The organism is Leisingera sp. ANG59 (genome assembly GCF_013317235.1).
Classification (GTDB): domain Bacteria; phylum Pseudomonadota; class Alphaproteobacteria; order Rhodobacterales; family Rhodobacteraceae; genus Leisingera.
Map to the genome: position 1 here is coordinate 21,322 of NZ_WLCM01000016.1, position 13,363 is coordinate 34,684.

Sequence of the window (13,363 nt, forward strand, 5' to 3'; positions counted from 1 at the left end):
AGCCGGGGGGCTACGACAATGAAGGTACGACGGGTATTTGATGGTCAGCGGGGCGTGCTTGCCGCCATCTTCATGGCAAGCATCTTTGTAAACCTCCTTGTCCTGACAGCGCCGCTCTACATGCTGCAACTGTTTGCCCGGGTCATGGCCTCGGGCAGCATTCCCACTTTGATTGCCCTGACCACCGGCGCCTGTATCGCGCTGGTGTTCTTTTTTCTCTTCGACATGATCCGCCAGCGCCTGGTGGCGCGGCTCGGATCCCGGCTCGAGGCGCGGCTCAGCCCCGCCGTGCTGGGCGGCATGATCGGCGGCCGGGTGCCGCCGGCGCTGCGCCAGGCCGAGCCCATCCGCGACATCCAGGAGCTGCGCGGCTTTGTCACCAGCCCGCTGTTCCTGGCGCTGCTGGACGCGCCCTGGTCGGTGATCTTCCTGGCGCTGATCTTCCTGTTCAGCCCGCTGCTGGGCCTGGTGGCGCTGGTCGGCATCGCGCTGCTGTTCACCCTGGCGCTGCTCAATGAAATCGCCGCCCGCGAACCGACGGAGGAGGCCGGCAAACAGGCCGCCGAGACCAATGCCGCGGTGGCGGAAATGATGCAGAACGCGGGCCTCATCCACGCCATGGGCAAGACCGCGCCGCTGATCGCGCGCTGGCAGCTCAAGGCGTTTGCGGCGCTGGTGTTCAACACGCTCGCCACCGACCGGGTGGCGCTGATCACCTCGCTAGCCAAGGCGGTGCGCATGGGGCTGCAGATCGCAGTGCTGGCCGTTGGCGTGGTGCTGGTGATCAACAATGAGCTGACCCCGGGGCTGATGATTGCCGCCTCGATCCTGCTGGGCCGCGCCGCGGCGCCGGTGGAGCAGTCGATCGCCGGCTGGCGCGCCTTTCTGAACGCGCGCGGCGCGCAATCGCGGCTCAACCAGTTCCTGGCCCATCTCGACGACGCGCCGGAGCGGCTGCAGCTGCCCGAGCCGGAAGGCCGGATCTCGGTGGAGGGCGCCACCGTGGTGCTGCCGGGCCGCCCGGATCCGCTCCTGCTGGACATCTCCTTTGAGCTGAAGCCGGGCCAGTCGCTGGGGCTGATCGGCCCCTCCGGCGCCGGCAAGACCACATTGGCCCATGCGCTGGCCGGGCTGCAGCCGCTGGTGCGCGGCCATATCCGCATCGACGATGCCGCGCTCACAGACTGGGATCCGGCGCAGATCGGCCAGCATATCGGCTTCCTGCCGCAGCGGGTCGAGCTGTTCCAGGGCACGGTGGCGGAAAACATCGCCCTGATGGACCCCGGCGCCCGGCCCTCCGACGTGGTGGCCGCCGCCAAGCTGGCCCAGGTGCATGAAATGATCCTGGCGCTGCCCGGCGGCTACAACGCCGAAGTGGGGCCGCGCGGCGAGTTCCTGTCGGCCGGCCAGCGCCAGCGCATCGGCCTGGCGCGCGCCTTCTTCGGCACCCGCAAGCTGATCATCCTGGATGAACCCAACGCCAATCTCGACCCCGAGGGCGAAGAGGCGCTGGCCACCGCCATCGAAGCGGCCTGCGCCCGCGGCGCCGCGGTGGTGGCGGTGACCCACCGGCTCAGCCTGCTGCGCCGGGTCAGCCATGCGGCGCTCTTGCAGGAGGGCCGCATCATCCGCTTCGGCGAGGCCCGCCACGTGATCGAGGCCGCGGCGCAGCCGCTGGCCCGCAGCCCGGGCCATGACGATCCCAAGATCGCCCCGTTCCGCCACCGCAGCGCCGAGGGCGGTGAGGGAGAGGGGGCCAGCGGCCCCCGCATTGAAGGAGCAAACGCATGAGCCTGGTGGACCCAGAGACCCGCAGCCCCGCAGAGACCGGCCGCGTGCCTGCCCGGGGCGGCTTCCGCGACCTGATGCCCGCAAGCAGCAGCCAGGACATCCCGCTGCCCAAACACCCGCCGACCCGGGTGCGCCAGCTGGTGCTGTGGATTGTGGTCTGCGGCTTCGGCCTGTTCGGCGGGCTGGTGGTCTGGGCCACTAAGGCGGAGCTGACCAGCGCGGTGGTGGCGCCCGGCGCCTTCAACGTGGCCGGCGACCGGCTGGCGGTGCAGCATTTCGAGGGCGGCATCCTGCGCGTGCTGAACGTTGCCGAGGGCGACCGGGTCGCCGAAGGCGAGGTGATCGCCCGGCTCGACGACCGCCGGGTGCAGGCGCAGATGGCGATCCTGAACGGCCAGCTGGCCAGCCTGCTGGCGCAGCAGGGCCGGCTGCAGGCGGAACTGAAAGGGACAGTTGCATTGCAGCCCGGAGAGGAGCTGGACCGGCTCACCGCCCAGGCGCCGGAGCTCAAGCAGCTGGTGGCGGTGCAGCACGATCTGCTGGCCTCCAACCGGGCGCTCTACCAGGGCCAGATGGAGATCATCCGCGGCCGTATCACCCAGCTCAAGGACCAGCTCAAGGGCCGTGATGCCCGCATCCGCGCCACCGAGGAGCAGCTGGCGCTGGTGCAAAGCGAACTGGCGGACCTGGCCGGGCTGTTCGAAAAGGGGCTGGTGCCGAAGACCCGCATAAGCCAGCGGCAGATGCAGCAGAGCGGCCTCCTGGGCACCCTCGGCGCGATGGAAAGCGACCGCGGCAACGTGCTGGAGCAGATCGGCGAGATGGAAGAGCGGCGGCTGCAGGCGGGCCGCGACCGGGCGGCGCGGATCGCCGCCGAAAGCCAGCAGGTGCAGGAACAGATACTCGACCTGCGCCAGCGCCTGGATGCCACCCGCGATGTGGCCGAACGGCTGACCATCCGCGCGCCGCGCGGCGGCCGGGTGGTGGGGCTCAATGTCAACACCCTCGGCCAGGTGGTGGAACCCGGCCAGACCCTGCTGGAGCTGATGCCCGAGGATGCCGGCCTCCTGGTGGAAACCCGGGTTGCGGTGGCCGATATCGACGAGGTCTCCGAGGGCAGCCAGGCGCGGGTGCAGCTGACCGCCTACAGCTTCCGCTCCACCCCGCCGGTGCGGGGCGAGGTGGTGATGGTGGCCGCAGGCAGCAGCCTCGATCAGGCCACCGGCCAGCCCTATTACCCGGTGCATATCCGCATCAGCGAAGAGGATCTAGCCGCCCTGCCCAATGTGAAGACACTGCCCGGCATGCCGGCCCAGGCGATGATCGAGACCGGCCGCCAGACCCTGGCCGACTATCTGATCAGTCCGGTGCTGCAAAGCATGTCCGGCGCTCTGAAGGAAGGCAGCAGCTGAGGGGGAGCTGCCGCAGAACAGGCCGCGGCCCAGGGGGGGAAGGGCCGCCCGCCTGCCAGACCCGCGTCTGCCGCAAGGCAGGGGCGGGCCTGTTAACAGAGGCGGCCCGGCGACAGGTCCTGCCCCGCCGGCGCCCTCCCGAAAAATAAGTCCGGATCGGACCAAATGTTTCGCGCGCGAAACATTTGGTCAGCATTGCTGACCTTAATGACAGCCCCGGCGCAGCGGGCCTCCGGCAATTGCCAGAGGCGGGCCGGATCCTGATACTGCCTGCATGCAGATCACCCTGGAAGCCGCCCGCCCCGCCGATATCCCTGCCCTCGCCGCGCTCTGGAACAGCGGCTGGCACGAGGCCCATGCCGCCATCGTGCCGCAGACGCTGACCCGGCTCAGAACACCGGACAGCTTTGCCACCCGGACCGCCAGGCATCCGCCCGCCACACGGGTGGCACGGGATGCAGGGCGCCTGCTCGGCTTTTCCATGATCCGCGGCAATGAGCTTTACCAGCTCTACGTGGCCCCCGGCGCCCGCGGCAGCGGCGCAGCCCGGGCGCTGGTCCGGGACGCCGAGGACATCGTCCGCCAGGCGGGCCACAGCCGCGCTGTTCTGGCCTGCTCCATCGGCAATGAGCGCGCCGCCCGTTTCTACCGTAAATGCGGCTGGACCTGCAGCGGCGAGCAGGACGAGGCACTGGAGGTGCCAAACGGCAGCTTCACCCTCACCGTCTGGCGCTTCGAACGCCGCCTGAGCTGAGCCGCCTGCTTCTTTCTGGTATCAAATACCCAATTCCCCGGCCGCTGCGGGGGCAGAGGACGCCTATTCCGCGGCACGTTTGCGGACCCAGCCCAGGAAGGCCGCATCCGGCATCCTCAGCCGCGGGCTGCCGGAGCGCAGCCACATGGCGCGCCATTCCGCCTCCAGCGCATAGGCGTCGGCGCCGGGGATCAGCGTCCGCGCCTCCTCCAGCGTCTGCGGCTTCAGCTGCGGCGCATTGAGCACCGCTTCGGTCACCGCCGCCTTCTGGGAAAACCGGATCACGTCGCCCTCCAGCTCCTCCAGCGCGTAATCGGGCAGGGGCTGGGCTTCGATCATGTCGCGGATCATCTTGCGGAACACCCGCCGCGGACTGGCGGAGCCGGATTTCTTCAGCAGGGTTTCCACCGAGACTTGCCAGCTGTTCTGCCGCCCGCAGTGCTTGCGCGCCAGCTCGTAGATCCGCCGCTCCAGCGGCTTGCGCAGCCGGAAGTAATCGCGGCTGAGCGTCAGCACCGATTTCGACAGCACCGCGCGGTACAGCCAGTCGCTGAGCGTCACCGCCACGCTGACCATCTTGCCGCCGCGCGCCTTGCGGACGATCTCCCATTTCTCGATCAGGCCGAAGCCGGTGGTGACCTCCTGCCCGCCGGTCACGATATTGGTGGTGATGCGGGTGCCCGCCAGCCGCTCGAAGGCCTCGCGCAGGCGGCGGTAGGCATCGCCGGAGGTTTCGCGGTTGCAGGCGACCAGCAGGTCATGCGCCTTCAGATGCAGCACCCGGCTCACCTGCCGCCCGGCATTCAGCGCCGCCATCAGCTGGCTGATGCAGAAGATCAGGATGTCCTTGTCATGGATCGTCGCCAGCCCCTTGACCGAGGGCGTCACGGTGATCTCGGCGCCGTTGTGCTGGTAGTTCAGGATGCGCCGGTCCGGCCGTGTGCCAAGCGAGAACAGCGGATGCTCCATCGACGCCAGGTCGTTCTTGGGGATCGCCCCGAAGATATCGCAGAGGAAGAAATCCCCCTGCCCTTCCGGAGAGACTCCCCCCGCCGTCAGCCCTGCTGCCATCTGCCTGTCCGCCGTCTGCTCAGCCGTCCGCCGGAATCTTCTGCACCGGTCCCGCGACTCGCTTTATCGTGGTTTTGATTACACTCACCCTAGGGTTATCCACACCCTACCGCAACGGGGGTTCGGAATCGCCGGATCGGGGGTTCGGAGTCATTTCAACGGGGTTTCAGAGTCATTTCTTCCCCGAAATCCGCCCCGATCACCCATAAAAAAAGGGCTTTGCGCGAGTCATGCTTGCCCTGTAACTTATAAATAACCCATATTTAACAGGGCAGAATTTTTTGCACGCCCTGAAACACCCCGCTTTCCCCTGCCGCAACCGCTGGATTTGCTTAGAAAAACCAAATGGGATGCGTATTTTTCTTCCATGTGCCGTGTTTTTGGGTATTCTGTCCAAAAGGCGGCACATCGGGGCTGCAGAGCAGAGCAGAACCAGAACCACAACCACTTCACATGAGCTGGGCCGCACAGGTCCAAGGACAGCAGGCAGATCCTCATGGCCAGAGATATCCACAAGGCGAACGCAAGCCTCCCCCCCTATTTCAGCATCGACCCGGACACCGCATTGGCAGAGCTGGACAGCCCCACCAGCACCGCGGGCTTTGCCGAGATTGCGAGCGCCTGCGCGCAAGGGCGCGCCGACCTCGCCAGCCGGGGCCTCAATGAGGAAGGCCGGAAGGAACTGCGCCTGTTCTCCACCTGGGAGATCACCCGCTACCTGATCCCGGTTGCCCAGGCCCATTTCCGCCGGGTGCTGAAAGCCAACTCCGATCTGCCCCAGGGCCGCAGCGAGACCGAGGGCGGCGCCAAGTGGTTCACCCTCGACGAGGTGCTGCGCCTGCGCGCCTTCTTTGCCGCCCAAGGATCGAAGGCCAAGGACTATACCCCCTACCGTCCCGCAGGGCTGCCCGCCAAGATGGTGGCGGTTGCCAACTTCAAGGGCGGCGTTGGCAAGACGTCTACAGCTGCCCATCTGGCGATGTCGGCGGCGCTCGACGGCTACAGGGTGCTGGTCATTGATCTGGATTCCCAAGGGTCCATGACCTCGGTCTTCGGCGGCCGCGTGGACGACGAATGGCAGACCGCCTTCCCGCTCCTGGCGCGCCACTACGGTGAGCATCTGCGGCTGGAGAACCAGCGCCGGCTCGACCGCGGCGACGCCCCGCAGCCGCTGGATGAAGCACTGGATGCGGCGATGGAGATGACCGCGCAGGACGTGATCCAGACCACCCACTGGCCCAACATCGACCTGATCGGCGCGCAGCTGAATTTGTACTGGGCGGAGTTCCAGATCCCGGTCTGGCGGATGGCGGCGCGCAGCTGGAAGCTGTGGGATGCGCTCACAGAGCGGCTGGAGGCCGACGGGGTGCTGGACCAGTATGATGTGATCTTCATCGACACCCCGCCGGCGCTTGGCTACCTGACCATCAACGGGCTGTCAGCTGCCGACATCCTGCTGGTGCCGATGGGCGCGTCCTTCTTGGAGTTCGACTCGACGGGCCGCTTCTTCGACATGCTGCATTCGACCTTTGCCTCCATCGAGGAGGGTGAGAACCTGGCCGCCCGCGCCCTGGGCCGCCCTGGCCTCAGTTTCGAATGGGACGCGGTGCGCGCGGTGATCACCCGCTACGACGGCGCCCAGCAGGGCGAACTGGCGGCGCTGATGCAGGCCTATATGGGCCGGGTGCTCTCCCCCCATAAGCAGGATTTCACCGCGCTGATCGGCCAGGCGGGGGAGCAGGTGAGCGGCATCTACGAGGCCGACTACCGCGACTTCAACCGCGAGACCTATGCCCGCGGCCGCGAAACCTTTGACGAGACCTATGCCGCCTTCAAGAAGCTGCTGATCGGCGTCTGGCGGCGCGAGGTGTTGCATCAAGAGGCCAAACAGCGCGCGGCGGGCTAAGGCCTTAACAAGAGATTTGGGGTAGTCTGACCGCCCCACCCGGAAAGAGGCACGAGGACCATGGCAAAACGCAAACGGCTTTCCCCGGCGCAAAGTGATTACCTGACAGCGGCGCCTGCCGGTAAACCCGCGCTTGGCACCCCGTCCAGTGTTGGCGCCGCGCCGATTGCCCAGGTGGCGTCTGATGCCGCCGCCCAGGCGGCGCTGCAGGAACTCAGCGGCGTGCTGGAAAACGCCCGCGCCAAGGGACTGATGATCGAAGAGCTGCCGCTGGCGGCGATCGACGAAAACCACCTGGTGCGCGACCGCATCGAGCAGGACGAGGAAGAGCTGCAGTCGCTCATGGACTCGATCCGCGCCCGCGGCCAGCAGACCCCGGCAGAAGTGGTGCCGCTGGAGGATACATTTGGCGGGCGCACCCATGGCCTCATCTCCGGCTGGCGCCGCCTGACCGCGCTTCGCAGGCTCTATGAAGAGACTTCAGACCCGCAATTCGCCACGTTGAAGGCGCTGGTCATAAATCCCGACAGCGCCGAACAGGCCTATGTGGCGATGGTCGAGGAAAACGAGATCCGGGTGAACCTGTCGCATTACGAACGCGCCCGGATTGCGGTGCGCGCCTGTAAGGAAGGCGTCTTCACCCGCCGCAAATATGCGCTGCAGGCTCTGTTCGGCAATGCCACCCGCGCCAAGCGCTCCAAGATCGGCAGCTTTGTCACCCTGGTGGAAGCCTTGGATGCGGTGCTGTTCTACCCCACCGAGATCAGTGAGAAGCTGGGCCTGGCGCTGGTGCGCGGGATCGAGGCGGATGAAGGTTTTGCGGAGCGCGCGAAACAGATGCTGCAAGCAGCTGACCGGTCCAGCCCTGAGGCAGAGCTGGAGGTTCTGACCCGCCTGGTGGAGGGCGGATCTGCCGAAAACCCCAAGTTTGAGCCTGATATACCCCCTGCCCCGCCGTCCCTGGAACAACTGGCGGCACAGGCGAAGGCGCGGAACGCGGGCCGGGATGCGGAACAGTCCCTGCCCCCGGTGCCGCCGCTGGTCAAGGGCCCGCGGGTGCGCGGTGCCGATGATTGGGACGCGGTGCACCAGCCCGGCGAGCGGATCGTTCTGAACGCGCCCCGGGGGGTGCGGCTGACCTACACCCCCAGCGACCAGAAGGTTGAGATCAGCGGCCCGGCTGTTGACGCCACCTTGGCCAAGATGCTGGAGGCCTGGCTGAAAAAGCTCTGATCAGAGCCTGTGGGAACGAAAAGGGCGCGGTTTCCGCGCCCTTCTTTTGCCTTGTTAGAGCCTGATAATGGGTCAGCATGGTTGACCAAATGTTTCGCGCGCGAAACATTTGGTCCGAACCGGATCTACCTCAGGTCCCCCCGCCCGACCGAGGTATAGGTCTCGAAACCGGCCCGTTTGGCGGATTTGGGGGAGTAGATATTGCGCAGGTCCGCCATCCGCGGGGTTTCCATCTTGCGCGCGAGCTTCTTCAGGTCCAGCGCCCGGAACTCGTTCCATTCCGTGAGCAGCACCACCAGGTCGGCGTTCTGCGCCGCCTTGTAGGGGTCCTCCTCCCATTTGACCCCGGGCAGCAGCGCCTCGCCCTCTGCCCGGCCCTGCGGGTCCACTACCCGCACCCGGGCGCCGCCGCCGACCAGGGCGGGCACGATGGTGAGGGAGGGCGCCTCGCGCATGTCATCGGTGTTGGGCTTGAAGGTGACGCCGAGGACGGCGATGGTCTTGCCATTAAAGGACCCTTCGCAGGCATCGCGCAGCTTCTCCACCATCCGGTGCTTCACCTCGTCATTCACCCGCATCACGGTCTCGGTGATCCGCAAGGGGAAGGCATGGTCCTGGCCGATCCGCGCCAGCGCCGCGGTGTCCTTGGGAAAGCAGGAGCCGCCGTAGCCGGGCCCTGCATGAAGGAACTTGTTGCCGATGCGGCCGTCAAAGCCGATGCCGCGGGCGACCTCCTTGACGTCCGCCCCGACCCGCTCGCAGAGGCCGGCGATTTCATTGATGAAGGTGATCTTGGCCGCGAGGAACGCATTGGCGGCGTATTTGATCAGCTCGGCCGATTCCAGGTCGGTGGTCAGGATCGGGAAGTCGCGCAGGTAAAGCGGGCGGTAGATCTCCGCCATCACCTCTGCCGCGCGGTCGTTCTGAACGCCGACCACCACCCGGTCGGGTTTCATGAAATCCTCGATCGCGGCACCCTCGCGCAGGAACTCCGGGTTGGAGGCGACATCGAACTGCGCCTGCGGATTGGCCTTGGCGATCACCTGTTTCACCTGCCGGTTGGTGCCCACCGGCACGGTGGATTTGGTGACCACCACCGCATACTCCGTCAGCGCCCCGGCGATCTCCTCCGCTGCCGCCATCACATAGGTGAGGTCGGCATGGCCGTCGCCGCGCCGGGTCGGGGTGCCGACCGCGATGAACACCGCCTCTGCCCCGTCCACTGCGGCCGCCAGATCGCTGGTGAAGCTGAGCCGCCCGGCGGCGACGTTCTTCTCCATCAGCTGATCCAGGCCCGGCTCGTAGATCGGCACCTCGCCCTGGTTCAGCCGGGCGATTTTGCCTTCGTCCTTGTCGACGCAGATCACGTCATGGCCGAAATCCGAAAAACAGACTCCGGACACGAGTCCGACATACCCGGTGCCAATCATTGCAATGCGCATGCGCTGCCCTTTCCCCAATCGATCTGCGGCGGCTTGGCTGCCGTCCTTGTCCTGAGATTAGGAGGATATACAGTGCCGGGCAGGGCGGAAACCGGTTTTTTGCAGCCGCCGGGCAGGACGGCTGCAGGGTGGAAAATAAGTCCGCTTCGGTCCAAATGTTTCGCGCGCGAAACATTTGGACCGAAGCGGACTTATTGTGGCGCCGTGAGTGAGAAAGCGGCGGGAAAGGGTTTGACAGGGGCCGGGATTTATGAGTTTTCGCACCCGCACATGCAGCACTGGATTCATCTAACAGGCAAGGAGCATCCTTTGGCGTCAGCAGCAGAGGCCCCCGGCACCACATCCCCGGCATCCGCCGCCCCCGCAGGCGCGGGTCGCCTGGTGGCAGTGGTGGTGACCCACAACCGGCTGGACAAGCTGAAGATGACGCTGGCGCGTCTCTTGGAGAGCCCTGCAGATGAGCTGGCGGCGGTGGTGGTGGCCGACAATGCCTCCAGCGACGGTACCGGCGCCTGGCTGGCCGCGCAGGAGGATTCGCGGCTTGACATCTGCACCAGTGCCGAGAACCGCGGCGGCGCCGGCGGCTTCGAGATGGGCATGCGCCGGGCGATGGAGGCGCACGGCCCGGACTGGCTGGTGGTGATGGATGACGACGGCCGCCCGGCGCCTGGCGGGCTGGCGGCGTTCCACTCGCTGGCTATGCACCGTCAGCCGGCAGGCGGCTGGGATGCGGTGGCGGCGGCGGTCTATTTCCCGGACGGCCGCATCTGCGAGATGAACCGCCCCTCGCGCAACCCGTTCTGGCACGCCCGCGAATTCCTGCGCACCCTGTTCGGCGGCGGCCGTTCCGGCTTTCACGTGCAGCCCTCGGATTACGAAGGGGAGGGGATTCAGATCGATGTCACCTCTTTCGTGGGCTTCTTCATTTCGGCGGATGCGGTGCGGCGCATCGGCTTCCCGGATCCGGAGTTGTTCATCTATGGCGATGACGGGATCTACACGCTGGGGCTGACCAAGGCGGGCGGCCGCATCGGCTTTGAGCCCTCGGTGCGCTTCGAGCATGACCTGTCGACCTTCCAGGCCGGCGCCAAGGATCCGGCCAAGGGGAAGGCGGATGCGGCGCAGCGCGGCCGCTTCGTGCCGCTGTGGAAGGCCTATTACTACCACCGCAACCTGCTGCTCCTGTACCGGCTGGCGGCGGGTTGGCTGTTCTGGCCGGTGCTGCTGGTGATCGTGCCGAAATGGCTGCTGAAAGCGCGCCAGCATGGCGGCTGCCGCCGCGCCTTTCTGCGGCTGATGGGCCATGCGTTGCGCGACGGGCTGCTGCGCTGCACCGCGATGCGCCATGCAAGGGTGCTGGAGCTGGCCGGTGAAGGTTGAGTAGGGCGGAGCCGACTCAGCGGTTCAGGATGTCGCGGTGGTAGCGGCCCATCAGCACCAGACCCAGCCCCAGCAGGATCAGGCTAGTGAGTAGGACAAAGGTCACGCTGACGTAAGAGGCGGTATAGCTGGGATAGAAGCCGGTGCGCATCAGCCCGGTGATGTGCATCAGCGGGTTGTACCACAGGATATCCTGCGCCAGCGGTGGCAAGTCATCATACAGGAACAGTACTCCGGAGGCCAGGAATAGCGGTCGAGTGATGATTGACCAGGCGGTCTCCCACAGCGGGTAAAGTCCCATCAGCACGCAGTTGAACGTGCCCACGCCCAGCCCCAGCCCCATTGCTAGCGCCATTGCCAGCACCGCCGACGGCAGGTCCAGCACCGCGCGGCTGTCGATGACGGTGAGAATGCCGGTGAGCAGCAAGAGGGCCACCAGGGTGCTGGTGAGGCTGTTCAGCAGAAAACGGGCTAACACCGCATCCAGCCAAGTCACCGCCGGGAACTTGAGTAGCGGTTTGGAGAACTTCACTGCCCGGGCAGTGGTATTGGCAATGGAGTTATAGAGGTCGAACGGCAGGAAGCCGGTAGCGTAGAACAGCAGGAAGCTGGTACCCAGAGACGGGGTACGGATCACCAGCGAAAAGCCGACGGAGAGGAACAGGATTGCCGCCAGCGGCTCCAGCACCGCCCAGAGATAGCCGCCGGGGGTGCGGCCGTAGCGGGTCGACATCTCGCGCAGCACCAGCGCCGCCATCGTGCGCAGGGAGGCAAAACGGCGGGCGCGCCCGGCGGCAGGCCGCTGGACCAGGGGCAGGGCAGGCGGCCGAGCCGCAGGGCGTGTGGTGGTCATGAATACCCATTGTGAATACGCGTGGTGCAAGCGATACTATGAAAGAAAGACGAGGCAATTACAAACGGCTGCAGGCCGGGATAGCAGATTATGACACAGGATCGCCCGGCGGCGCGGCAGAAGGCTGCCGCTCAATTCCGCACTGGCCGCAAACGTTCTGACACAAGCCCTCCGGCGGACCTGGAGACGGCAGCGGCCAAAGCAGAGGCCAGCCGGGACGCCGCCAATGCCGGACAGCAGCCCGACGCGCCGAACCGCCAGGGCGGCAAGAAACTCAGGAAGTTGCGCCGCAAGATGCGCGAGGCCGAGGCGAAGCAGGCCGCGCTGGCAAAGAAGGCGGGTCGGCTGGAAGAGCAGATCGCGCAGACCCCGGCCTTTCCGGTGGCGCGGCCTGCCCATATGAAGGCGCGCCATCGCGGCCTGATCGCCAGTTTCGCAGCCCTGGTGCTGCTGCCGCTGGCCGCCGCGGTCTTCTATCTGTTTGCGGTGGCCGAGGACCAGTATGCCTCCACCGCCGGCTTTACCGTTCGCAGTCAGGATAGCTCCGGCGCCAATGATCTGCTGGGCGGGCTGGCCACCTTTGCCGGCGCCTCCACCGCCTCGGACAGCGACATCCTCTATGAGTTCATCCAGAGCCAGGAAATGGCCGAGGCGGTCAATGCCCGGGTCGATCTGCGCGCCCATTACAGCCAGCACTGGCCCGGCGACTGGGCGTTCTCGATCTGGCCCGATGCGACCCTTGAGGAGCTGGTCTGGTTCTGGCATCGCATTGCGCGCATCTCCTATGACAGCAGCTCCGGGCTGACCGAGGTGCAGGTCACCGCCTTTGATGCGCAGACCGCCCGGGCAATCACCCGCGCCGTGGTCGAGGAAAGCCAGATCCGCATCAATGCGCTCAATGACCAGGCCCGCGCCGATGCAATGCGCTATGCCGAGACCGATCTGGAGGAAGCCATGGAGCGGCTGAAGGCCGCGCGCGAGGAGCTGACCCGGTTCCGCACCCGTACCCGCATCGTCGACCCGGAGGCCGACATCCAGGGCCGCATGGGGGTGATGAACAACCTGCAACAGCAGCTGGCCGAGGCGCTGATCGAATACGACCTGCTGGCGGGCAGCGTGGCGCCGGGCGACGTGCGGCTGAAGAAGGCGCAGCAGCAGATCGACGTGATTCGCGAGCGCATCAATATCGAGCGCCAGACCTTTGCTTCCAGCAATACCGACACCGGCGGCGTCGGCGAGGATTACCCGACGCTGATCTCCGAATTCGAGCGGCTGACGGTGGACCGCGAATTTGCCGAGGAAACCTACCGCGCGGCGCTGGCGGCGCTGGAGGTGGCGCGCGATGAGGCCGCGCGCCAGAGCCGCTATCTGGCCACTTATATCACCCCGACACTGGCCGAGGAGGCGGAATACCCGCGCCGGTTAATGTTGGTGGGGCTGGCCGGGCTGTTCCTGCTGCTTGCTTGGTCGATCGGGGCGTTGGTCTATTACTCGGTCCGCGACCGCAGCTGAGGACTGGGC

At 66.4% G+C, this 13,363-nt stretch carries 10 protein-coding genes; 7 read left to right on the plus strand and 3 right to left on the minus strand.

What is annotated here, in order from left to right; genetic code table 11:
• The first annotated feature begins 18 nt into the window (after positions 1-18).
• The 3 genes from GKC28_RS14865 to GKC28_RS14875 all read left to right on the plus strand — a co-directional run bounded on the left by GKC28_RS14865 (position 19) and on the right by GKC28_RS14875 (position 3,957).
• The gene (locus GKC28_RS14865) at positions 19-1,791 is read left to right on the plus strand and encodes a type I secretion system permease/ATPase (protein ID WP_174147798.1); all 1,773 of its coding nucleotides are present in this window, start codon (positions 19-21) and stop codon (positions 1,789-1,791) included.
• Positions 1,788-3,203: an HlyD family type I secretion periplasmic adaptor subunit gene (locus tag GKC28_RS14870; RefSeq protein WP_174147800.1), complete on the plus strand. Its 1,416-nt coding sequence runs from the start codon at positions 1,788-1,790 to the stop codon at positions 3,201-3,203. Before GKC28_RS14865 ends, GKC28_RS14870 begins: the two co-directional genes overlap by 4 nt.
• Before the next feature lie 274 nt (positions 3,204-3,477).
• A complete protein-coding gene (locus GKC28_RS14875) occupies positions 3,478-3,957 on the plus strand; it encodes a GNAT family N-acetyltransferase (RefSeq protein ID WP_174147802.1) in 480 nt (159 codons plus the stop codon).
• Between the two features lie 63 nt (positions 3,958-4,020).
• Here GKC28_RS14875 and GKC28_RS14880 read toward each other — a convergent pair whose 3' ends face one another.
• On the minus strand, positions 4,021-5,028 hold the full coding sequence (locus GKC28_RS14880; RefSeq protein ID WP_174147804.1) for a replication initiator protein A: 1,008 nt from the start codon (positions 5,026-5,028) through the stop codon (positions 4,021-4,023).
• 496 nt (positions 5,029-5,524) lie between these two features.
• On the opposite strand from GKC28_RS14880, the gene GKC28_RS14885 reads away from it, so the two are divergent.
• The gene (locus GKC28_RS14885) at positions 5,525-6,934 is read left to right on the plus strand and encodes an AAA family ATPase (protein ID WP_174147807.1); all 1,410 of its coding nucleotides are present in this window, start codon (positions 5,525-5,527) and stop codon (positions 6,932-6,934) included.
• 60 nt (positions 6,935-6,994) lie between these two features.
• Positions 6,995-8,167, plus strand: a complete 1,173-nt coding sequence (locus GKC28_RS14890) for a ParB N-terminal domain-containing protein (protein ID WP_174147809.1) — start codon at positions 6,995-6,997, stop codon at positions 8,165-8,167.
• Positions 8,168-8,292: 125 nt separating this feature from the next.
• Here GKC28_RS14890 and GKC28_RS14895 read toward each other — a convergent pair whose 3' ends face one another.
• Positions 8,293-9,609: a UDP-glucose/GDP-mannose dehydrogenase family protein gene (locus GKC28_RS14895; protein WP_174147811.1), complete on the minus strand. Its 1,317-nt coding sequence runs from the start codon at positions 9,607-9,609 to the stop codon at positions 8,293-8,295.
• A 309-nt stretch (positions 9,610-9,918) separates the two neighbouring features.
• On the opposite strand from GKC28_RS14895, the gene GKC28_RS14900 reads away from it, so the two are divergent.
• Positions 9,919-10,989 carry a glycosyltransferase gene (locus GKC28_RS14900; protein ID WP_254604248.1) on the plus strand — a complete coding sequence of 357 codons (1,071 nt, stop codon included), beginning with the start codon at positions 9,919-9,921 and terminating at the stop codon, positions 10,987-10,989.
• 16 nt (positions 10,990-11,005) lie between these two features.
• Here the strand turns inward: GKC28_RS14900 and GKC28_RS14905 are convergent, their stop codons facing one another.
• Complete coding sequence (locus GKC28_RS14905) at positions 11,006-11,842, minus strand: ABC transporter permease (RefSeq protein WP_174147815.1); 837 nt, start codon at positions 11,840-11,842, stop codon at positions 11,006-11,008.
• 90 nt (positions 11,843-11,932) lie between these two features.
• Between GKC28_RS14905 and GKC28_RS14910 the strand changes: the two genes are divergently transcribed.
• On the plus strand, positions 11,933-13,354 hold the full coding sequence (locus tag GKC28_RS14910; RefSeq protein WP_174147817.1) for a sugar transporter: 1,422 nt from the start codon (positions 11,933-11,935) through the stop codon (positions 13,352-13,354).
• Positions 13,355-13,363: the final 9 nt, after the last annotated feature.